Source organism: Anaerocolumna chitinilytica (assembly GCF_014218355.1).
Lineage (GTDB): Bacteria > Bacillota > Clostridia > Lachnospirales > Lachnospiraceae > Anaerocolumna > Anaerocolumna chitinilytica.
In genome coordinates this window covers 978458-998568 of sequence record NZ_AP023368.1, presented here as the reverse complement: position 1 = coordinate 998568, position 20111 = coordinate 978458, and the positions used below count along the sequence as shown (strand labels likewise).

The 20111-nt window shown below is 39.6% G+C and carries 17 protein-coding genes; 1 reads left to right on the top strand and 16 read right to left on the bottom strand.

Features of this window, described 5'->3' with window-relative positions; all coding sequences use genetic code 11:
- Positions 1 to 84 precede the first annotated feature (84 nt).
- The 14 genes from bsdcttw_RS04460 to bsdcttw_RS04395 form a co-directional block, all read right to left on the bottom strand.
- Positions 85 to 1119 carry a lactonase family protein gene (locus tag bsdcttw_RS04460; RefSeq protein ID WP_185258205.1) on the bottom strand — a complete coding sequence of 345 codons (1035 nt, stop codon included), beginning with the start codon at positions 1117 to 1119 and terminating at the stop codon, positions 85 to 87.
- A 174-nt stretch (positions 1120 to 1293) separates the two neighbouring features.
- Positions 1294 to 2970: a phosphoenolpyruvate--protein phosphotransferase gene (gene ptsP / locus bsdcttw_RS04455; protein ID WP_185258204.1), complete on the bottom strand. Its 1677-nt coding sequence runs from the start codon at positions 2968 to 2970 to the stop codon at positions 1294 to 1296.
- Positions 2971 to 3049: 79 nt separating this feature from the next.
- Entirely contained in the window at positions 3050 to 3313 is a 264-nt protein-coding gene (locus bsdcttw_RS04450; protein WP_185258203.1) for an HPr family phosphocarrier protein, read from the bottom strand.
- Positions 3314 to 3327: 14 nt separating this feature from the next.
- Positions 3328 to 4590 (bottom strand): zinc-binding dehydrogenase, encoded by a 1263-nt coding sequence (locus bsdcttw_RS04445; RefSeq protein WP_185258202.1) that lies wholly within the window; start codon positions 4588 to 4590, stop codon positions 3328 to 3330.
- A gap of 91 nt (positions 4591 to 4681) precedes the next feature.
- A complete protein-coding gene (gene pfkB, locus bsdcttw_RS04440; protein WP_185258201.1) occupies positions 4682 to 5611 on the bottom strand; it encodes a 1-phosphofructokinase in 930 nt (309 codons plus the stop codon).
- Positions 5612 to 5633: 22 nt separating this feature from the next.
- The gene (locus tag bsdcttw_RS04435; protein WP_225903789.1) at positions 5634 to 6056 is read right to left on the bottom strand and encodes a PTS sugar transporter subunit IIA; all 423 of its coding nucleotides are present in this window, start codon (positions 6054 to 6056) and stop codon (positions 5634 to 5636) included.
- A gap of 149 nt (positions 6057 to 6205) precedes the next feature.
- Positions 6206 to 8305: a BglG family transcription antiterminator gene (locus tag bsdcttw_RS04430; RefSeq protein WP_185258199.1), complete on the bottom strand. Its 2100-nt coding sequence runs from the start codon at positions 8303 to 8305 to the stop codon at positions 6206 to 6208.
- Positions 8306 to 8442: 137 nt separating this feature from the next.
- On the bottom strand, positions 8443 to 9816 hold the full coding sequence (locus tag bsdcttw_RS04425) for a PTS mannitol transporter subunit IICB (protein WP_185258198.1): 1374 nt from the start codon (positions 9814 to 9816) through the stop codon (positions 8443 to 8445).
- A gap of 311 nt (positions 9817 to 10127) precedes the next feature.
- On the bottom strand, positions 10128 to 10526 hold the full coding sequence (locus tag bsdcttw_RS04420; protein WP_185258197.1) for a DUF1284 domain-containing protein: 399 nt from the start codon (positions 10524 to 10526) through the stop codon (positions 10128 to 10130).
- A gap of 9 nt (positions 10527 to 10535) precedes the next feature.
- Entirely contained in the window at positions 10536 to 11033 is a 498-nt protein-coding gene (locus bsdcttw_RS04415) for an HD domain-containing protein (RefSeq protein ID WP_185258196.1), read from the bottom strand.
- Between the two features lie 85 nt (positions 11034 to 11118).
- On the bottom strand, positions 11119 to 11883 hold the full coding sequence (locus bsdcttw_RS04410) for a lytic transglycosylase domain-containing protein (protein WP_185258195.1): 765 nt from the start codon (positions 11881 to 11883) through the stop codon (positions 11119 to 11121).
- A gap of 128 nt (positions 11884 to 12011) precedes the next feature.
- The gene (locus tag bsdcttw_RS04405; RefSeq protein WP_185258194.1) at positions 12012 to 13340 is read right to left on the bottom strand and encodes a glycoside hydrolase family 30 protein; all 1329 of its coding nucleotides are present in this window, start codon (positions 13338 to 13340) and stop codon (positions 12012 to 12014) included.
- A gap of 27 nt (positions 13341 to 13367) precedes the next feature.
- A complete protein-coding gene (locus tag bsdcttw_RS04400) occupies positions 13368 to 16556 on the bottom strand; it encodes a cellobiose phosphorylase (RefSeq protein ID WP_185258193.1) in 3189 nt (1062 codons plus the stop codon).
- A 381-nt stretch (positions 16557 to 16937) separates the two neighbouring features.
- Positions 16938 to 18167, bottom strand: coding sequence for an FprA family A-type flavoprotein (locus tag bsdcttw_RS04395; protein WP_185258192.1), 1230 nt, complete (start codon positions 18165 to 18167; stop codon positions 16938 to 16940).
- A gap of 309 nt (positions 18168 to 18476) precedes the next feature.
- Here bsdcttw_RS04395 and bsdcttw_RS04390 point away from each other — a divergent pair, with 309 nt between their 5' ends.
- Positions 18477 to 18737, top strand: a complete 261-nt coding sequence (locus tag bsdcttw_RS04390; protein ID WP_185258191.1) for a thioredoxin family protein — start codon at positions 18477 to 18479, stop codon at positions 18735 to 18737.
- A 147-nt stretch (positions 18738 to 18884) separates the two neighbouring features.
- Here bsdcttw_RS04390 and bsdcttw_RS04385 read toward each other — a convergent pair whose 3' ends face one another.
- Positions 18885 to 19562 carry a Crp/Fnr family transcriptional regulator gene (locus bsdcttw_RS04385; protein ID WP_185258190.1) on the bottom strand — a complete coding sequence of 226 codons (678 nt, stop codon included), beginning with the start codon at positions 19560 to 19562 and terminating at the stop codon, positions 18885 to 18887.
- 147 nt (positions 19563 to 19709) lie between these two features.
- On the bottom strand, positions 19710 to 20093 hold the full coding sequence (locus bsdcttw_RS04380; protein WP_185258189.1) for a desulfoferrodoxin family protein: 384 nt from the start codon (positions 20091 to 20093) through the stop codon (positions 19710 to 19712).
- Positions 20094 to 20111 lie beyond the last annotated feature (18 nt).

Here is a 20111-nt window from a genome sequence, read left to right as displayed (position 1 = left end):
CAACGTCTAAACCTTATTTAACACCGAAACATGATTTATGTGCTTACAATTCATTTCCTTTTGCTCAACTGAACTGAATTATTTTTATAATTCTTCTACATAGGAGGGATTATAAAAGTCCAGTCTTTGTATAACATCTTTCAACTTGCCAGTCATCTCATCCACGGTGTACAATACTACCTGATTGGACTTCTGATTCGCTATCATCAAACATTCATCATCCTTTGCAAGGGCAATATGTCTCGGATGTTCTCCCTTGCAGCTGATATCCTGCTTCTTAGCAAGTAACCCGTCCGGATTAATATCATAAACTGCGATGGAATCCGCTCCTCTGTTTGCTGCGTACAAAAATCTCCCATCCCCTGAAATAACCAGACTGGAGCCATAGCTTACCCCTTTAAACATATCCGGAAGGGTGCTTATTACCTGTATGCGGGTAAAATGAGGCTTTCCCTCCTCCTTTTCAAAAAGGTAGACATATATTTCATTGGAATATTCCGTTATGACATAGAGATAATTAAGTATTGGATGAAATTTAAGATGTCTGGGACCTGCTCCCGTATCCAAACAGATTTCAGCAGAAGGTATCTCCGATAGAATTCTTCCCTTCTCTGTCTGGAACACAAATACTTTATCCTGTGCTATTCCAGCGAATAGCACATAAGAACCCTCAGGTTCCTTTTCACAGCAATGGGCTCTTGCTATACCACTCTCCTGATTAGCAGGCAGCCTAAAGAAATTCAGCACCGTCGCGAAATGATAATCTTCCACCTTAACTGCCGCTACATGTCCGGTTCCGTAAAAAGAGCAATATAAGACGCTCTCAGCTGGCTCATAGAGTATATGGCAGAGATCTCCGCCCTGTAATTCCAGTTCATGACGAAGTACATAAGTCTCACCAATTCTCTGGAAACAGAGAATACTTCCGCTTTCCTTCTCTTCCCGGATGCCAAAGCACATATCCTTCCAGGTACAAAGATAAGAGGGCTCTTTTATATGCTCTCTCCAGATGGTACTTTCCACCTTATAATCCTCCGACACCTTACAGAGCTTAACGGATGGTTCTCCATTTACCGGTCCGTAACCCGACACCAATAGTTCTTTCTGCTTTTTGCTCATACTATTCGCTCTCCATTTCTTTGTGTGTTTTAAATATTTCGGTGGTACTATGACAATACCAACTTTACACTCGGGTAACCACTAATTGCTATTTTAATACTGCAATGTGAAGATAGCAAGAAAATAAAGAATGCCACTGTGAATTTATTTCACAGTGGCATTCTTCTAATATTGTTAAATCAGTATATTCATTACCTCTTCTATCGTTCCTAGCTTACATACTTCATCCGCCAGACCTATAGCTTCTTTATAGGAAATTCTTCGAAGATTATATTTAATCTCTGCAAGCTTAGCAGGTGTCATACTAAGTTCATCCAACCCAAGACCTATCAGAAGTTTTGTAGCTTTCTCATTGCCTGCAAATTCGCCGCACATTCCTGCCTCTATCCCATGCCTATGGGCAGCCTGAGCAACCATACGAATACTTCTTAGAACCGCAGGATGAAAGGAATTATAAAGCTTTGCTATCTTGGCATTTCCCCGATCTACTGCCAGAAGGTACTGTGTAAGATCATTGGTGCCGATGCTGAAGAAATCTGCCTCTGCCGCCAGTTCTTCCGCACAGAGAACACTGGCAGGTGTTTCAATCATAACACCAGTCCGTATAGCAGTATCGTAAGCAATACCCTCTTCTGTTAATTCACCCATACATTCCCTAAGAATCTCTTTTGCCTTTAAGAGCTCCTCCAGAGAAATAATCATGGGTAACATTATTCTTATTTTACCATAAGCACTTGCTCTTAGTATTGCCCTTAATTGGGTTTTGAATAAATCCTTCTCTTCAAGAGAAATACGGATCGCCCGCCAGCCAAGAAAGGGATTTTCTTCCTTCTCCATTGGTAAGTAAGGCAGGGTTTTATCCCCTCCGATATCCAGGGTACGAATGGTTATTTCCTTACCGCAGAGTACTGCCGCTTCTTTGTAAGCCATAAACTGTTCTTCTTCCGTAGGCAGATGGGTGCTGCTCAAATAAAGGAATTCACTGCGGTACAAGCCGATACCATCAATCTGAAAAGACATCGCTTTTTTAACATCTTCCGTACTTCCTACATTGGCAAACAGATGGATTTCTTTTCCATCAACAGTGATAGAGGGAAGCCCCTCCTCCTGTCTTCTAATAGTATCTTCCTCCAGGTGTTCTTTCAGAAGCTGCCTGTACTTCTCCAATGTTTCATCATCAGGATTTATAAGTATCTCACCATTATAACCATCCAGTATCAAATAATCTTCTTCCTGTACTTCCTCCATGATTTCTTTTACCCCAACCATGGCAGGCAGAGAGAGACTCTTAGCCAGAATAACTACATGGCTTGTTGCTCCACCATCCCTGGTGATAATTCCTTTAATCTTATTCAAATCCAGCGCCGCTGTATCAGAAGGGGTTAGGTCTCCTGCTATTAATATGGTGTCTTCAACAAACTCCATAGCAGTGTACTGCTCTCCGCCAAGGTTATTTAGAAGCCTTTCCCTGATATCCTTGATATCGGCAGCTCTCTCTTTCATGTACTCATCATCCATTGAATCAAAGATAGTAATCAGCTCTTCGCAGGCCTCATATACCGCCTTCTGGGCATTCATGCCAGACTTGCTTATTTTGAATATAACAGCTTCATGAAGAGTAATATCCTTCACCATCTCCAAATGTGCTCCAAAGATAGGATTTGCTTCTGATAACTCCTGCAATTGATGCTCTGCAGCTGAAACGGATGCTTTAAAATATTCTATTTCCTGAGGAATCTCATTTGTACCTACGGTATTTTCAGCTATTTTTCTAACCGCAGGCTTATACAAGCCTGCTCTTCCCATAGCTATACCGGCAGAAGCTGCTATATTAACTTTCAGTACGTTCATGGGTTCTCTCCTTATTTTATTCACCATTCGTGTTAAAATCATCCTTACATTTTAACATGAACGGTCGGCTTAATTTATGCTATTCGCCTAAGCCCTGCTCAAGGGCGGTGCAAATCTTCTTTAAATCCTCTGCTTCCGTTTCTCCGTTGCATTCAATTTCAATCTCAGTTCCGCAACGTATGGCCGCTGCCATAATATTTAAGATACTTTTCGGGTTTATTCTTTTCTCTCCAACCCTCAAAGTAATATCCGAACTGCAGGTACTTGCTATCTTAGCCAGCTCACTGGCTGGTCTGGCATGTAAGCCGTTTTTATTTGTTATAGTAAATATCTGACTGACCAAGTTTCGTCCTCCCTTTATTCAATACCGTGATGGGCAAAAAGTATTTTCTCTGCTTCATTGTTCCATAAACCATTATGCTTCTTCACAGAATCTGATAACTTGCTAAAAAGCTCATCCTGCTCTCCAAGCTTTTCAAAATCAGAAATGGCAGTTAAAGGCATATTAAACTGTGTATAAGTTAACTTCTTTCCGCCCGGTATGGAAGGAAGATTAATGGTAGCTTCCGCTATGGAATCAATTCCTCCGATATGCGTTACCATAACTGCCGGCCTTATCTCACCTTTTGCCGATAAATCAAGTGCTTCCAGTAAATCATCATTATTTCCGCCGGTTGTTCCCAGTATATGTGCACTGGTATAATGAACATTGTACAGATTGATTCCGGAAGTAAAACCACTATCAGAAGGGCCTGCAAAGAAATTCATGCAGCCGTCAAAGGCTAAAAGAGCATCTCCCATTTCTACCACTGCCTTGTTGGGAACATATACGAATACATCATCATAGCCATGGTTCTCTGTTATGGCCATTAATTCCTTTATCGGATCCTCTAATTTGCTGGTATTAATATATAATAACTCAATCCCTTTTTGTTTTGCTTCTTCTCTTGTAATTCTTTCTTCCGCTTCCCTTATTCTGTCCTCACTGATATCTGTAACCACAATACGCTTCGGCTTATTCTCGGTATAGAGACCGTAGCTAACCGCTCCAAGTCCCATAGGTCCGCAACCACCAAGTATTAAGATATTGCCATCGGTCTTAGTTCCCATGTCATGATGATAATTCTGCTTATTGGTGTGATAATTGGCATGATATCCTCCGATAATACAGCTCATAGGCTCTCCCAGAGAGGCTTCAAAATAGCTGTCACCGTTATAGGGAAGCAGACAACCCAGTTCCATTACCTCATGAGGCATAATGCAATAAGTGCAGGCACCGCCGCAGAATTCATAGGAATAACCGGGGGAATCCAGCTTTCCCATATAGTTTAGTGCCGGCTGTAAAGCAAATTTACCCCCAACTTTGTACTTTCCTTCCCATTTCTTCCCCACCTCAACAATAACACCTGCACATTCATGGCCGATAATTACCGGATTGGTGTCTATATTCTGAGGAGCTCTCTTATGTTTCTTACCCTGTTTAACCAACTTATAAGTAGACATGCAGATACTGTCACTTAGAATTTTTACCAATATTTCATCTTCCTTTATTTCCGGAAGCTCAAACTCTTCCAGACGCAGGTCATCTTCTCCATACATTCTCACCGCTTTTGTTCTCATATTTGACATCCTTTCTTATCATTCACTTTTCACTGCCTGAATCAGCGCGTGTTTCTAACAGCCATACTGCAACAAATCTGTCTTATGGCTTCTATAAATAAATGATTTCAACTTTCTTTTTGAGTTCTTCGATTAATTCTTTGCTCGGTGGCTTCGTACCCTGGGTAGTTACGGCACCGGCAGAAGCTGCCATGGCAAGTCTTACGGATTCTGCAAAATCATCTTTCTTATCCAAGCTAAAGGATAGGGCTGCTACCATAGCGTCTCCCGCACCAACGGTAGAATGGGCATCTACTTTTAATCCCGGGCATTTTACGGACACTTCCCCGGTAAGAAATAGAGCTCCCATCTGACCTAAGGATATGGCAACAAGACTGCTCCCCTTTGACAACAAATCTTTCCCCATTACCAGAAGTTCTTCTTCTGTTACTCTATAATCCTTGTTATAATATCCTTCCAGCTCTGCTCTGTTTGGTTTGATATAATCCGGTCTGCCTTCTAAGCCGTGAGCAAAGAGCTCCCCATCAGCATCCAAAAACACTTTGGCTCCCTTACTTTTAACCAGGGGGATTAACTCCAGATAAATATCTTTTTCTATTCCCTTAGGGATACTTCCTGCGAATACAAACAAAGTATCCTCACTTGCATAGGAAACCAGTTTTTCTGTTAACTCCTTTAATTCCTCTTTCGTTACAAGAGGTCCCGGCTCGTTAAGCTCTGTTACAATTCCTTTACCTTCTACGATCTTAAGGTTTACTCTTGTTTCATTACTAATGGAAATAAAATCACTTTTGATACCGAGCTTTTCTAGAGTGTCTTCTATAAGCTTTCCGGTACTGCCTCCGCAGAAACCAGTAGCAACGGTTTCACCGCCCATGGCTTTTATTGTCTTTGACACATTAATCCCTTTTCCGCCTATATCGGTAAGACAATTATTTAAACGATTCAAGCTTCCCTTTTCCAATTGGTCCAGTTCTGCCGTTTTGTCTATAGCAGGATTCATTGTTACTGTTACTATCATAAAGGTGCTTCACTTCCTTTTCTTATTTTTCCGTCAGGATTTCATAAATCTCATCAACACTGCTGTTAATTACGCGTATGACATTCTCAATATCAGAAAGTTTCTCTGCAATATTGGATAGAATTTCAAGGTGTTCTTCTCCGATACCCGCAACTGCTATAATAAGTTTAACCTTTTCGCTGCCCCAATCCGTACCTTCCGGAAACACCATGACAGCTATACCGGATTTTTTAATCGTCTTTTTGGCTGCTTCTACACCATGGGGGAGAGCAATTCCATTACCAATGTTTGTAGAAAATGATTCTTCTCTTAGAAGCATTGCTTCAATGTAATTTTCCTCAACATATCCGCTGTCACATAATTTCTTACCGATATCACGGATTACCTGTTCCTTGGGTCTAGCTATACAATTAATCTCAATATTTTCTTTTAATAATAATCCCACTGCACTCAATCCTTTCCTGTATGAACTGTTTCTGTTTTTATTATAAGCCTTCCCGTATGGCTGTTCAATGAAAGCAAATATGACTTTGTCATCATACTATGAAGACATTTTCTTACTTCTTTCTTGTAGGTCTATTTCACATAATTTTTTCAGACTGTCTCCAGGTATTGCTTAAAATACTGACGCAGAATCTTTTCCAGATACTCCTTGACCCTTTCCTGTTCACCGGTAAAAATAAGTCTTAAGAACTCTCCGTCTTCAATCAACTGACTGCTGACATACCCCATAATATCTCCATTCACTTTCGCTTCATCATCTTCCGGAATCAGCATAATGACAACCGCCCGTATCCCTTTAAAATAATTATCAGCAAAAGGAGTTCTGTCCTTCGTAACGCAGAGAGAGAAATTAGGTTTGACCACTCCCCTTGTTCTGGAGTGAAGCAGGGCAAAGCCGTATTCCGGAAATACCTGAGAAGAAATCTTCTCACGCCTTTTTATGTCTTCCTGAATTATCAGGCGGTTTGCATTAAAAGGTGAAATCTTCTCGGTCACAGCAACTAATAACTCCTCAAAAGAAATTTTTTCACTCACTTTCATGAACTGAAAATCCTTTAAAATCCCCTTAATCTGATTAATAAAGAAATTAATATGCTCAAGCTGCTTAGAAAAGGCACTGTCTTTACTGTTTTTCTTCGGTGTCTTTGCATATAGCTTTACCTTCTCATCAATCTGTTTTAACTCTTTTTCTGTCAGCAAAGGACTTACCATTAACACATCTGCCCGTGTTTCATCAATATCCACATTGGAGATCATAAAATCCAGATTCTTTAGGACTCCCGGTGATAAATCCTCTTTTCCATAAGTGTATATCTGAACCCGGTCTTTGAGAAAATTCTTAAGTTTGGAATGCATCAGTCTTGAAATTCCGATACCGCTGACGCAGATGATACCTAAATCCACTTTACGAATACTCTCTTTCTTATCCTGAAGTCTTACCCCTGCGGCCCCAAAGTGCATAACCAGGTACCCGACTTCGTCTTCCGGCACAGTAAAGCCATATTTCTTCTCAATGTACTTACCTACCTCCTGGCATTTCCCATAAATGTCAGGATAAGTCTCCTGAATTTGTGATAACAGGGGATTGGTAATGGATAGCCCATTTTTCAGCCGTATAAAGGTTGGTTTTAAATGTGCTAACAGCCCAATAACAAATTCTTCATCCTGCTTTAACTCGTAAGCATTGTCTTTATCATAGATATCTATTAATTCATTAATAAGCTCCAGTAATTCCTCACTGACCACTTTTCCTTTATCCATATCTGCATTTATGTCGATGGATTGGAGTTTGGAACCACTGATGTGGAGCAGGATATAAGCTATTTCTGCTTCCGGTATCCTTATATAAAACTCCTTTTCCAGGGATTCTGCGATTCTTAAAGCAAGCTCATAATCCTCATGATATATTATTTTATCAGTTTCTTTTGCATCAGCAGAAAGGACATCCTGACTTTTTATTCTCATGATAGCTATGGTGATATGAAGCACCAGGGAACAGTAGGAACTATTCGTAAGCTTGATAAGTTTTTTATCCATGATGCTGCTAAGACACTGTACTACCTGCTCTAAAACCTTATAATCTATTAATTGAAAAATACCTTTATTTTCTTTCTCATAAAATTCTCCCAGAACAGACCATTTTCTCTCACCGATTGCCACTCTGATATCTAAGTCATCTGTGTTCTCGTCTAGAAAACGCTTCACTGCCAGGCGATAATTTCTTTCCGTACCTTCAAGGGTTACTCCGTATCCCTGTTTTCTGATTAGCATCAGATCAAATCGTTCAAACCATTCCTTAATCGCTTCCATATCACTGCTGATGGTTGCTTCACTGACACCAAGTATGTTGCTGTAGTAATAGAGCTTTTTTGGCTCTCTGTCTTTTAGAATCTCCAGAATAAGGCTTGTTCGCCTTTTCTCTTTATTGATAAAATCTATGGTTTCATTTGACTCAAGTTCTTCCATTAGTAAGTCTTTACTGTGTTTCTCTCCCTCAAGCCATATACCGGTACCTGCTTTGGTACTAAGGCGAAGTCCGTACTTTTTTAAGAAACCTTCGGTATTATCCAATTCTCTTTGAACGGTTCGTTTGCTTACCTTCACATCTTCTGCCAGTTTTTGAACAGGGACTGGCCTTTCTTCTTTCAGAAGTATCGTAAACAATTGTATGAGGCGCGGAGATAACATCATATCAGACCCTCTTTTCCATGACTTTTTCTTATTCCACAACTGCTGTATAATTACAATTCTATAAACCGGAACTAAGGGTTTGCAAAATACCCCGAAAGATATCCTGCAATCCCCTGTCCGTTTCTTTATTTCAATTATTAAGCTTTTAATTCTTCCACTAACATATCATACTCAGGTGCTGCCATGAAATTCTTGATTAACACCAGTCTTGCTTTCGGGCAGCTATGAGCTGCACGCTCTCTTAATTCCTCATGAGTAACAACGATCTGTGCATCCTCCGGTATGGAAGAAACAGATGCGTGAACTACATTGATAGAACCAAGTCCTGCTGCTGCAAGTTTTTTACGTAATATGGTTGCTCCCATTGCACTGGAACCCATTCCTGCATCGCAAGCGAATACGATATTTTTTACGCCTTTTATAGCTACAGTATCAGCTGCCGGAATGCCTTTGGAAGCATTCTTCATTTCTTTCATCATCTTCTGGGCAGCTTCCAGATCTTCTTCTTTGCCAAATATCTTTAACAGAGGAACTGCAACTACACAGGATACCGCACACGCAATCAATACGGAAAGAATAACACCTACATAGCTGTGTTTTTCTGTCATACCAAGAACGGCAATGATACTTCCGGGTGAAGCGGGTCCGACAAGACCTGCTTTTGTAAGTGTTAAAGTTGCTACTCCACTTGCACCACCTGCGATTGCTGCCAGAATCAAAATAGGATTCATTAATATATAAGGGAAGTAAATTTCGTGAATACCACCAAGGAAATGGATGATTATTGCTCCAGGAGCGGAACTCTTAGCATTTCCCTTGCCCGCGATACAATAAGCAAGAAGAATACCAAGTCCAGGACCAGGGTTAGCTTCCAGTAAGAAGAAGATAGACTTACCGGTTTCTGAAGCCTGCTGCATACCCATAGGTGATAAAATACCATGATTTACTGCATTATTTAAGAATAATATCTTTGCAGGTTCAATAAATATACTTACCAAAGGAAGAATTCCGTGATTTACAAAGAATCCAACACCTGCTTCCATTACAGAATTAAGTCCTGCAACGATGGGGCTGATACCAAGGAATCCAATAACAGCCAGAATACCGCCTATAATACCGATGGAAAAGTTATTTACCAGCATTTCAAAGCCAGCTATTACTTTACCTTCAATTAGTTTATCAAATTTTTTGATTATGTAACCGGATAAAGGTCCCATAATCATTGCTCCTAAGAACATAGGTACATCTGCACCAACAATAACACCCATGGTTGCAATAGCACCCATTACACCGCCTCTTATTCCGCCAACATTCTTACCGCCGGTATAAGCGATCAGTAAAGGTAATAGATAGGTTGCCATAGGGCTTACAAGCCCTGATAATTTTTCATTAGGTGCCCAACCGGTGGAAATAAACAGTGCTGTTATAAGACCCCATGCTATAAAAGCACCGATGTTAGGCATAACCATACTACTTAACGCTCTGCCGAATGATTGAATTTTTTCTTTCATCTCATACCCTCTCTTTAAATCGTAATGGATTTCGCATATGACATTAAGAAGCGATTGGCCAATCTTTTCTTAAGATATTTTTATTATAAAGGATTCCCCTATTATTATTCAACTTAATAAAAATACCTTTTGTCACTAATCAATAATGACACGGTTAAAAAGCAAGATATTTTGTGCTTTTTGCTTAGGATAAAAGCACTATATACAAAAAAGAATAATTGAAATTCATATTCCTGCTAAAGTGTATCCCTGCAAACTGCAGACATTCTGCACTACTGCATAAAAAAAGTGTGAAAAATACGATGTATTCTTCACACTTTTTCATACCGAAAGCCCTGACAGTCCAGACAAACTGAAAGCCAGCTACAATTTGTACATACTTCCGGCAGTTTATTTTTATCCAAAATATATTCTTTCACAAGACTGACAAATCCGCGCCAGGTTACAACCTCATTCTCATGTAGTCCGCATAGCATTAAAACCTTTCTGTCATACTCCATAACCTTCTGACCCGAAGTGCAGCCTTCTTCCTTTAAATGAGGGCAGCTGCTGCAGATACAATCTCCTGTCACTACCAGTCTAACCAATGTCTCAGGGTTTTCAAAAAGCATATTCACAACCGCTGTCATATTCCTGACGAAATCTTCGCTGTAGCCATAGCCTTTGAATTGCCCGATACACATACCATGATGTGGTCTTAAGTCTATCACTTCTTACCCCTACAATTTCAAACGGAAAACATTCTGCAAAATTGCTTTTCCTGTTTCCGTTCTGAAAATATTCCGGTATACATTATTAATCGTAACCTCTGAAGCCTTATCTTCATCCAAATTTACAAGAAAATCTGCTTCAACCAATATCTGATAATCCTTTTCTGTAATATTAGTATAGGTATGATGATGTGCTATCAAATAACATACCCTCTTAATAAAAGCTTTTTCGTATCCCAGCTTTGCCAGCATTGGCTCTGCTACAATAGGGCCTTCAATCTGTTGATAATTTCCCGCACTGCTGTTATATTTTCTCTCACTTACCTTAATACCGATATCGTGGACAACTGCTGTAACCTCCAGTATTTCTCTGGTTTCCTTGTCAAGCTCCTCTAGTTCTCCTATGGTTTTCGCATAAGCATACACTTTAAGAAAATGATTGATTCTCCTTACATCTCCTGCATAATATTCAATCATTTCATGAATAACATCACCGATTTGTTTCATAGATTCTCCTTTTTGTATCAAAAATAATGCAATAAATGCCCATTCCCTTTAATTTGCTGGCAAAAAAAGGAACAGGCATTTATGACTAATTATTAAACAAATTCATTATCGGAGCATTGTAACTGATTGCTTTGGAAAAATAATTATTCGTGTTGTCTTCCTTCTCATCCTTATTCTCTTCCATGAAAATCTCCATAAACTTCATATAGTCGTCATAAGAAAAGAGCTCTTCAAGGATATTATTATCTTCCGTCTCATCTTCTGTCTCCGTTCTAACCAGATTACTCTTTATCGCAGCAATATCCGGAAGATTTGAAGTAGAATTCGTGCCTTGTTTCACAGTCACGGTACCACCTGCATTAACACCTTCCTGCATATATCCTAAAACCTTTTTTACATAGTTTTGTGTTTCTTTAAAGGGAGGTATCCCGCCGTATTTCGCAACGTTATTACTGCCTGCATTATAGGCAGCCAGTGCCAATGAGGCATTCCCATCATACTTATTAAGAAGCTGTGATATGTATTTCGCACCGCCCATGATATTTTGCTTTGGATCAAAGGAGTCATCAACACCAAGGGAAGCTGCGGTTCTTGGCATTAACTGCATAATCCCCTGGGCTCCGCATCTTGAAACCGCATCAGGATTAAAATTGGATTCCTGCTTGCCTATAGCCTTTAATAAATCCACCGGTACATTATATTTTTTAGCTGCTTCATTAAATATCTCATCCAGGCTCACAGTCTCACCCAGATAAGAAGAAAAGCTCTTTGAAGAAGCCACCTTCTTTTCATTAGCAGCTGTGGTTCCGGCAGTAGTTGTAAGACGATTAATTCCCTGAATTTCTGACATAAGTTTCTCCCACGCGTTTGTAAATCGACAAAATATACAGTTACTTCCTGTTAATTATAACGTAATCCCCCACAAAAAAGCAAGTGCTTTTCTCTGGGAAATCTGTAGGAAAAACACTTGCAATAAAACTATTTTATGACAGCTGTTACAATTGAACTCTTCGGCACTTGAAACTCTGTATTTAATCCCTGTATTCTAATGGATACAGGCAGTTCCTCATCCTGTTTGTTAAGGACCACCAATACCACTGATTTGTCCGGATTCTTAAAAGCTGTCATTTCCAATCTGTCAGTATATTTGGTAAGTGCAATTCTCTTGGCCTCACGGTCAATGTAGCGGCTGAAATGCTTGATATAGTGGAAGGAAAGCTTTTCTTCATAGCTTCCGTCCTCTGTATTTACCATAACAGGAGCATCACAGAGATTCCCAACGTGATTCGGCCCGCCCTTTTCATCCAGCAGAATATTCCAGTCAATAAAAGCAGTCATTCCTGCATTCAGGTTGCCAATGATATCATGGGCATACATCTGTGCATTTCTCAGCTGTCCGGCATCAAATCTGCTGTATTCCACGCAGCCTTCCGTAAATATTAACTCTTTACCGGGAAAGGTATCCTTGGTAAGACCTACCGCTTCAAAATGGTCCCCTGTATACCAATGAAAAGCAACTCCGTCAATCATCTTATCAGTTTCTTCATCTATTATCGCGTTAGCTCTTTCGTATACCCGTTCCTTATTATGGTCCCAGATATTAATTTTCACATGAGAAAGTCCATTCTTAACAAGTGCCTTATATAAGTAATCTCTTAAGAATTCTTTCTCCTCTGCCGGATTAAAGCTGCAGGAATCCCAGGTCTGAATGGCGTCCGGTTCGTTCTGGACTGTTATGCGATTTACCGGAAAGCCCAGTGTTTCATATTCTTTTATATAACGGCAAATGTATTCTGCCCAAAATTCTTTGTATTCCTCTTTTAATTTTCCGCCATGATTTCTGTCATTGTTTGTCTTCATAAAAGCCGGAGGTGACCAGGGAGTTAACATCAGGTCAAAGTCCTCTCCCTTTAATGCTCTTGCCCTTCTAAGCAATGGAAGTATATATTCTTCGTCCCGTTTTAAAGAGAAGGATTTCATTTCTTTGTCCTCCGGGTCCTCCATAGCGGAATAGTTACCCAAAGAGAAATCGCAGCTGTCAATATGGGTTCGTATAAAATGATATCTTAATCCGTCTTCTCCAAAATATTTCGCCAGGATTTCTTCCTGTTTTTCCTTTTCCAGCTTTGAAAAGGAATAACCTGCCGCCTCCGTTACTGCTCCGCCAAAACCATGAAAGGTTTGGTATTCAATCTCCGGATAGAGATTCACAACGTTCATTGCAGCGCCTTTTTCCTCAGGCAGCTCACAGGTCAGAACCTTCGTTACCCTTTCCTGATTCTCATAGGTGGTAATAATTAAATCCATATTGATGTATCCTCCTGCTTGTGATTATTAGTGGGCGAAATATACCGTAAGCTTCTTTATACTTCCTTCTCGGATTGCCTCTGCTGTCTTGCCTGCTATTTTGCTTCCTTCAATTCGCTCACCCTCTTCAGTTATGATGTGAGATATTTCAGCTCTGTCTTTTCCAAAAGTAGGCCTTCCCGTAGGATTCTTATAGGTGATGGTACAGCCGGATAAGAAAGTAAAGGAGGCTTCCTGTTCTTCATTAAAGAACCATGCAGGAAGTTTAGGTTCCAGGTGAAGAGTTAATCCTTCCGGTTCCTGGGTAAATACTCTGTTACCGATAAACATCTGGCTCCACATGGACAGAATTTCAGTGGTAGAGCCGCTTAATCTAGCCACATAACCTCTTCCATGAATTTCCTTATTGGGATTCGCAGAGGAAGCTATGAAGGAAGAGTTCTCGAGAATGCTTCTTCCATACATTTCAGGGGGAAGGAACGGAATCAGGGTGGTCTTTATCTCTTCATAAAAATCTTCCCAAAGACCTGCTCTTTGCATTCCATATAAATATTTATATTCCATATGTAAAAAGATACTTTCTCTTTCAAGCCACCCGGGAGTAAAGGCCCTAATTCTGCCGTTTTCCATAGATATATGCTCAAGGGATTCACTGGTCTTATACATCTTAAGCTCTTTATCATAAATACCGCTTTCCTTCACTTTTCTATGAAGTGCTTCGGCTTCTTCCTCACATTCTTCTGAGGCCAGATATCTTGCAGGTCCTTCCAAGAAGAAAGGAAGCATTACCGTCTTAAAGCTTAAGGCTTTACCGGCGGGAAGACCATAAGGGGTAATTAGTTCTTTCCCCTCTTCGGTTTTTACAGGAATAAAGGAATCAGCATAGAAAGTGAAATAGGTAGGCATCATGCCGTTTCCCATATATTTCGCCCTGTCAATGCCGTTATTTACAATTTTTAAGAAACTTGTAAGAACAGTTTTTATCTCCTCCGTATCCATTTGAACTTCTCTTCCATCCAGTTCAAAACGGACAGCATCTCTAAACTCTTCTCTTAAAGAGGTAACCTTATCCCAATAATCAAACTGACTTAGAGTACCCTCCAGGAGCTGTGATGCCAACTCTTTAGTCTTTATAAGAAGCTGGTATACTTCTTCCGGCAGGTTCACATGCTTTTCTAAATTCAGTGCACCTATTACGAATTCCAAAGTTCTTTTTAATTCAAGGGTTTCCGGCATACCGCTTCCAAAGAGTCCAGGTAACCCGTTCATGGCATCATTCCAGCCAGGTTTGCCGCCTTCCATCTCAACTCCCATACCCTCCGGATCAAGTGTTGAAAATTTAATCAGAGAAAGGTTAATTAGCTTTGCCATTAAGGTTGTGGAAACATATTCCCCTTTCTTGTTCTTAAGCCAATTGGTACCGTTCTTTACAAACCCGGGTTTATTTTCTTTCTCAACATCATGAACAAGAGCACCGTATTGTCTTAACTCTCCCTTTGAGATTATCACATACTTTTCACTGCGGGGAAGAACTCTGGCCGGACTGTTGTAATAACGGTAAGTCTTGTCACCAAAGAGCAGAGCTTCTTTCTTCTCAGGATAAATCTTTAAATAATTCTCAATCAAATCCAAATTGTAATCCCAATGGTCGCTCCAATAACCTTCACCAAAACCAGCTTCTATATTCTGATTACAAAAAGACAAAAGCTTAGTAAGGAATTCATCCTCTGATATGGTAAGCTCAATGGAATAACGTGCCAGCGTACCTGCTATCTGGCCGGGGGTAAAAGGCTTCTTTCCGGTACCAAGAAGCACTTCCCATTCTTTTGGTGCCGCTGTCTTTAAGAATTCTTCTGCAGCACTTTCCTCTTCTGCTTTTATACGGAAAGTGGAAGGTCTTACTTCCAGTGGATTATAACCGTCTATCTGTATCAGCTGATAGAAGGTTTTAACATTAAAATCTCCTACTTCTTTGTTAAAGAGCAGGTCATTTCTTCTATTTTGATTTACATCCCTGAAATTACCGTTACCCTGGGAATAATATTCACCGTTAATAGAGAAGAAATTATAGTCTCTCTCCGGGTCTCCATGTTTTCTGCTAAAGAGATGTATAACAGACTTGTTATCTTCCTCTCCGAAGACAAAGGGATATCCGCCTCTTAAGAAATTATCCATATAGCTGTATTCTACATAACTGTCAAACAAAGGCACACCGGTTACAGTCTTCACATCCTTTGTAAGCTCTTCGCAGCATTTGGCAGCCAAAGCTTCCTTTTCTTTAAAGAAGCCTTCTTCTTTCATCTTAGCAAGCTTACTGTTTATCTGCTCTGGCGTTTGTGAAAACCCTACCATTGTATGGAAAGTATAGGTCGCTTTGGATGAGAGCTTTACTTTTAAAGGAGTGAATCCGCATGGAATCTTATTAGCGAAACACTGCTCCTTCTCCAAAACTCCCTCTAACCCCTCTGCTTCAAAGCGGACCGGCTGCATAAAAGTTGTATCATAGGAAAAGACAGCTTCTGCATCATAGATGATCGGAATGACCTCTCCGTCTGCTATACTAAGGTAATAATAACCGCCTTCCACTTCGGAAACCTCCGCAGAATCATCGCTGGAAGAGCGCATTGCATAATAAGGTACATTATTCTCTATATTCTTAATATCAGACCAGCTCTTTAACAGGTTGGACATTTCCTTATATTCATTGTTCTTCATGCCAAAGGGCAGAATCTTAGGCAGACCGTCCAACACCTCTAAATCCTGCTCTGTTTCTGAAAGGTTTGTTATTTCAACTTTTCGAACCAAAGCACCGATATTCTCTAAAGGCAGTACATAATATGTAATATGAATTTTTAATTGCTGTTCCTCATTTATTTCCTCAATCTCAAAACTGTTCTGATGTATGACAAACCTTCGCTTTGCATTTGTTATGCCAGAAAAGAAAGGTTCAAAGAAACTGCCTCCTCTTCGTATAAAGGTTCGAAAACCCTTTATTGCTGTATTTTCATAAGCTGTATTGGCAGGATTGAACTCCATTATGGCATTATTTTTGTGATGTATTCCAAAACTGTTTACTCCTTGTCCTCTGTTGGTGTAATAAACCCACATAGGAATTCCCTTAATACCTGCTAGTCCGGGAAGAAAGCTTGAAAATGGTGGAAGCTTATGATAATCTTCCAGGATATAAGCTTTACCGTCTAAATAGTAGTTCTTCATTGAAATATCCTTTCCTTTCCCATAATTATGCGATGATAATGCTATTATGATTATAGTATTCTTTTTCCTGAAAGGCAATAATAAAAACATTTTTATTTGTCATTAACGATAGGCTGATTGTAATGATTGTGCAATATTTTACTTGGATTATTTATATTTTGTGCATATTATATGTTTTTTAAAATTAATTATAGTTTTTTCTCAAGTTAAAAGAACGATAGTTCTATTATTCCTTAAGTTTCAGCTCAAAAACGTTTTTAAATTCTATAGAACACCGCAAAAACGGACAGGATGGAGTAAACCATTCTGTCCGTGCTTATAACAGTATTTTATAATATATTATTTATTATTTATTGTAAATCCATTATCTGCTTCCAAGATTTACTGCTTATTATTTACAGTCTCTTTCACCTGAGCTACAAGCACTTTTATCTGTGCTTCGATTTTTTCCATATCCTCAGAGCTTGGTGTTCCTTTGAATTCAACCGGTTCTAAGAACTCCCAGCCCATGTTAAGTCTTGTATTAATGTCTGCAAGTTCTCTCTCCGCACCGCCGGACCAGCCAAAAGAACCAAAGCGGAAAGCCTTTCTGTTAAGTGCTTTCTTCTTACCGATCTCTTCAAGAACTGCTCCCATAGGCGGAAACATCTTAAATTCATAGGTAGGCATTGCAAGTATAATTCCTGTAGAGGTCCAGACTGAGGTCAATACCGTTCCCCAGGAATCCTCCGGTACTCTATGAACATGAACGGTAATATCTTCCTTCTCCAGTACCTTTAACGCGTGCTTTACTGCAGCCTCCGTCATCCCATACATAGAACCCCAGATAAAAGTGATTTCTGCTCTGGCAGGTCCTTTCTGGTAATCTGCATAAGCATCATATGCATCCATAATTGCTTTCGTATCTTTCCATACTAATCCATGACCAGGCGCAATGAGCTTGGCAGGGATTTCTCTTACCTTTTTAATCGCTGATTTAACCTGAGGAGAAAAAGTTGCTACAATATTGGAATAATATCTTATTGTATCCTTCTCATATTCTTTTAATTCTTCTTCGCTGAATTCTTCTGCATAGATTCTGCCATCGCATTTCCCAAAGGAACCAAAGGCATCACAGGGAAATAAAACACCTGTTGCCTGATCAAAAGTTGCAATGGTATCAGGCCAGTGAACATTAGGAATCTCAGCAAAGTTAAGCAGATGTCCATTCCCAAGGTCAAAGGAATCCTTGTCCCCCACTACCGTAACATTCTCTGTTAAGTCGTAGAAAGCTTCCAGTAGTTCCTTTCCCTTCTTACTGCTAAGGATTTGAAAATCACTGTTTATCTTCTTAAAGGACTCTATCCAGCCGGAATGGTCCGGTTCCACATGGTTTACCACAAGGTATTTGATGGATGCAGGTTCAATCTCAAGCTCCTTTAATAGCGAAAACAGAGTCTCGGGAACACCGTCCCATCCGCATACACCATCTATAATAGCAGTTTTCTCACCCTTAATAATATAGGAGTTTAAAGTTACACCGTTAGGTATTTCCCATAAACCTTCAAACAGTATATTTTCCACATCAACAGATAATTGATAGGTTGACTCCGCAATTTCAGTTATTTTCATTTTTTGCACCTCATTTTATTATTTTATTTTCTACCCGGCTCCCATTAGTACTTCAAAGCCTATCAAATCAGGGAACGAGAATGCTTCTAGGAACATTTTAGCTGTAAAGTAGCAGATAGTCAACTGTTAAAGAGCCATTTCTCCCGAATCTGACTTTAATATTTATTTTTTTATTTACATGTTTCCTAAAAAATGCTATAGTATAGTATATCATTTAGATTGTGTACAATCAAATACATAATTACATTAAATTTGTCCTATTATATAAACAAAATATACAATACCATTAAGAGAAAGAAGGTATATACTATGAAGCACGTTATTATGTTTGAAACCAGCTGGTGTCCTCACTGCCGCAGAGCTCATTCCTTGCTGGATGATTTATACCATGAAAACCCGGCTTACAAAGACATAAAAATTCAATATATCGATGAGGAGCTTCATCCGGATGTGGCAAATAGCTATGATTATTTTTATGTACCTACATTTTATGTAGATTCCGATAAAATCCATGAAGGTGTCCCCTCAAAAGAAGCCCTTAAGCAAGTTTTGGATTCTGCTCTTGCCTAAGGTATAAAATATCTTAAGCCAAGGGGCAGTTGCAAAATAGCTAATTTACTCTTTTGAAAGGACTGGGTGTATAATAATACACCCAGTCCTGTTTTAGAGTTTATTATGGCTATTTTGCAACAGCCCCATTTGTGGTACTCTTCTATTCTATGGGACTAATTCCCTTAATTTCTTCTTATCTATTACCTTTACTCCGCCTCTATACAACTCCACGATTCCTTCATCGGCAAAGTATTTCATCATTCGTGAAACTACCTCTCTGGCACTTCCCACATATTTTGCTATCTGTTCATGGGTCAGCTCTATATTATCCTGTCCGCTTCGTGCTGTTTCATCCAGTAAAAAGATTGCAAGCCGTTTATCAAAACTCATAAAGAGAATCTGCTCCATTGCCCACATGACTTCTGAAAATGCATCAATTATCAGCTTATTCGTAAAGTTATCCGCGTAAATATTCTTAATACATACCTGCTGATAAGCAGCGGCATCCACTAAGAGTACTTCACTGTCACATTCCGCATCTATATGCACGTCAAAGGTAATATTCTCTAATATACAGGAAGCAGATAATATGCAGATATCATTATCCCTCAAGCGGAATAGCGTTACCTCTTTTCCTTCCTCTGAGAGAATATATACTCGTAATTCTCCCTTTCTGATTAGCAATATACCAATGCAATCATAGCTGCCGCTGTGAACTCTGGCACCTTTTTCATACTGTACAGGAAGCGTACCGTTTAATAACCGATTCTTTTCGCTTTCACTTAACTTATCCCAAAAGGTAAATGATTGGGATATGTATTCTACATCCTGTTCCTTCAGCATAGTTCCCTCATTTCCTGCTCTATTATAACTCTATCTCTATAATAGTAAATTCATAAAAGTATATGACGGTTAATTGCAGTCTGTTCTAAATTCTTCTATTTAAAATGCCGGCCATTCGTTTTTCGAAGGCCGGCTTGGTTTCGCTCACTACAGCACTGTTTTCCAGAGTCCATGAAGATTGCAATATTCATAAGCTGCAACCGGCTCTTCGTCTGATAAAATAAATGTTGCCTTGGGCTTCTCACCGGGATTTAAGAAACGAGCCTGTAAGCCTTTTGTAGTTTCAAGATAAATCCACTGAATAGAATGCTCTGTTGTCATAGGATGCTCTACGCTTCCAATACAGACAGTAACAGTATCGCCGTCTCTTTCTACAACCGGAAGATGTTTTTCAGTGGCAGCTTCCGTGGTATTAGCAACCAGTTCTGTCATTTTGTCACCACAGCAGGTTAAGGGTGCTCCTGATTCATTTAAGAAAGTAACAATATTTCCGCAATGCATACATTTAAAGAATTTAGGTTCATTTTTCATATAAAACTCCTTTCAGCC

Excerpts from the sequence above, each read along its gene's own strand:
- bsdcttw_RS04430 (WP_185258199.1), bottom strand. The coding sequence starts at position 8,305 with ATGATGTTATCTCCGCGCCTCATACAATTGTTTACGATACTTCTGAAA.
- bsdcttw_RS04425 (WP_185258198.1), bottom strand. The coding sequence starts at position 9,816 with ATGAAAGAAAAAATTCAATCATTCGGCAGAGCGTTAAGTAGTATGGTT.
- bsdcttw_RS04385 (WP_185258190.1), bottom strand. The coding sequence starts at position 19,562 with ATGCTGAAGGAACAGGATGTAGAATACATATCCCAATCATTTACCTTT.
- bsdcttw_RS04405 (WP_185258194.1), bottom strand. The coding sequence starts at position 13,340 with ATGGATTTAATTATTACCACCTATGAGAATCAGGAAAGGGTAACGAAG.
- bsdcttw_RS04460 (WP_185258205.1), bottom strand. The coding sequence starts at position 1,119 with ATGAGCAAAAAGCAGAAAGAACTATTGGTGTCGGGTTACGGACCGGTA.
- bsdcttw_RS04410 (WP_185258195.1), bottom strand. The coding sequence starts at position 11,883 with ATGTCAGAAATTCAGGGAATTAATCGTCTTACAACTACTGCCGGAACC.
- bsdcttw_RS04400 (WP_185258193.1), bottom strand. The coding sequence starts at position 16,556 with ATGAAGAACTACTATTTAGACGGTAAAGCTTATATCCTGGAAGATTAT.
- pfkB (WP_185258201.1), bottom strand. The coding sequence starts at position 5,611 with ATGATAGTAACAGTAACAATGAATCCTGCTATAGACAAAACGGCAGAA.
- bsdcttw_RS04390 (WP_185258191.1), top strand. The coding sequence starts at position 18,477 with ATGAAGCACGTTATTATGTTTGAAACCAGCTGGTGTCCTCACTGCCGC.
- ptsP (WP_185258204.1), bottom strand. The coding sequence starts at position 2,970 with ATGAACGTACTGAAAGTTAATATAGCAGCTTCTGCCGGTATAGCTATG.
- bsdcttw_RS04445 (WP_185258202.1), bottom strand. The coding sequence starts at position 4,590 with ATGAGAACAAAAGCGGTGAGAATGTATGGAGAAGATGACCTGCGTCTG.
- bsdcttw_RS04395 (WP_185258192.1), bottom strand. The coding sequence starts at position 18,167 with ATGAAAATAACTGAAATTGCGGAGTCAACCTATCAATTATCTGTTGAT.
- bsdcttw_RS04380 (WP_185258189.1), bottom strand. The coding sequence starts at position 20,093 with ATGAAAAATGAACCTAAATTCTTTAAATGTATGCATTGCGGAAATATT.
- bsdcttw_RS04415 (WP_185258196.1), bottom strand. The coding sequence starts at position 11,033 with ATGAAACAAATCGGTGATGTTATTCATGAAATGATTGAATATTATGCA.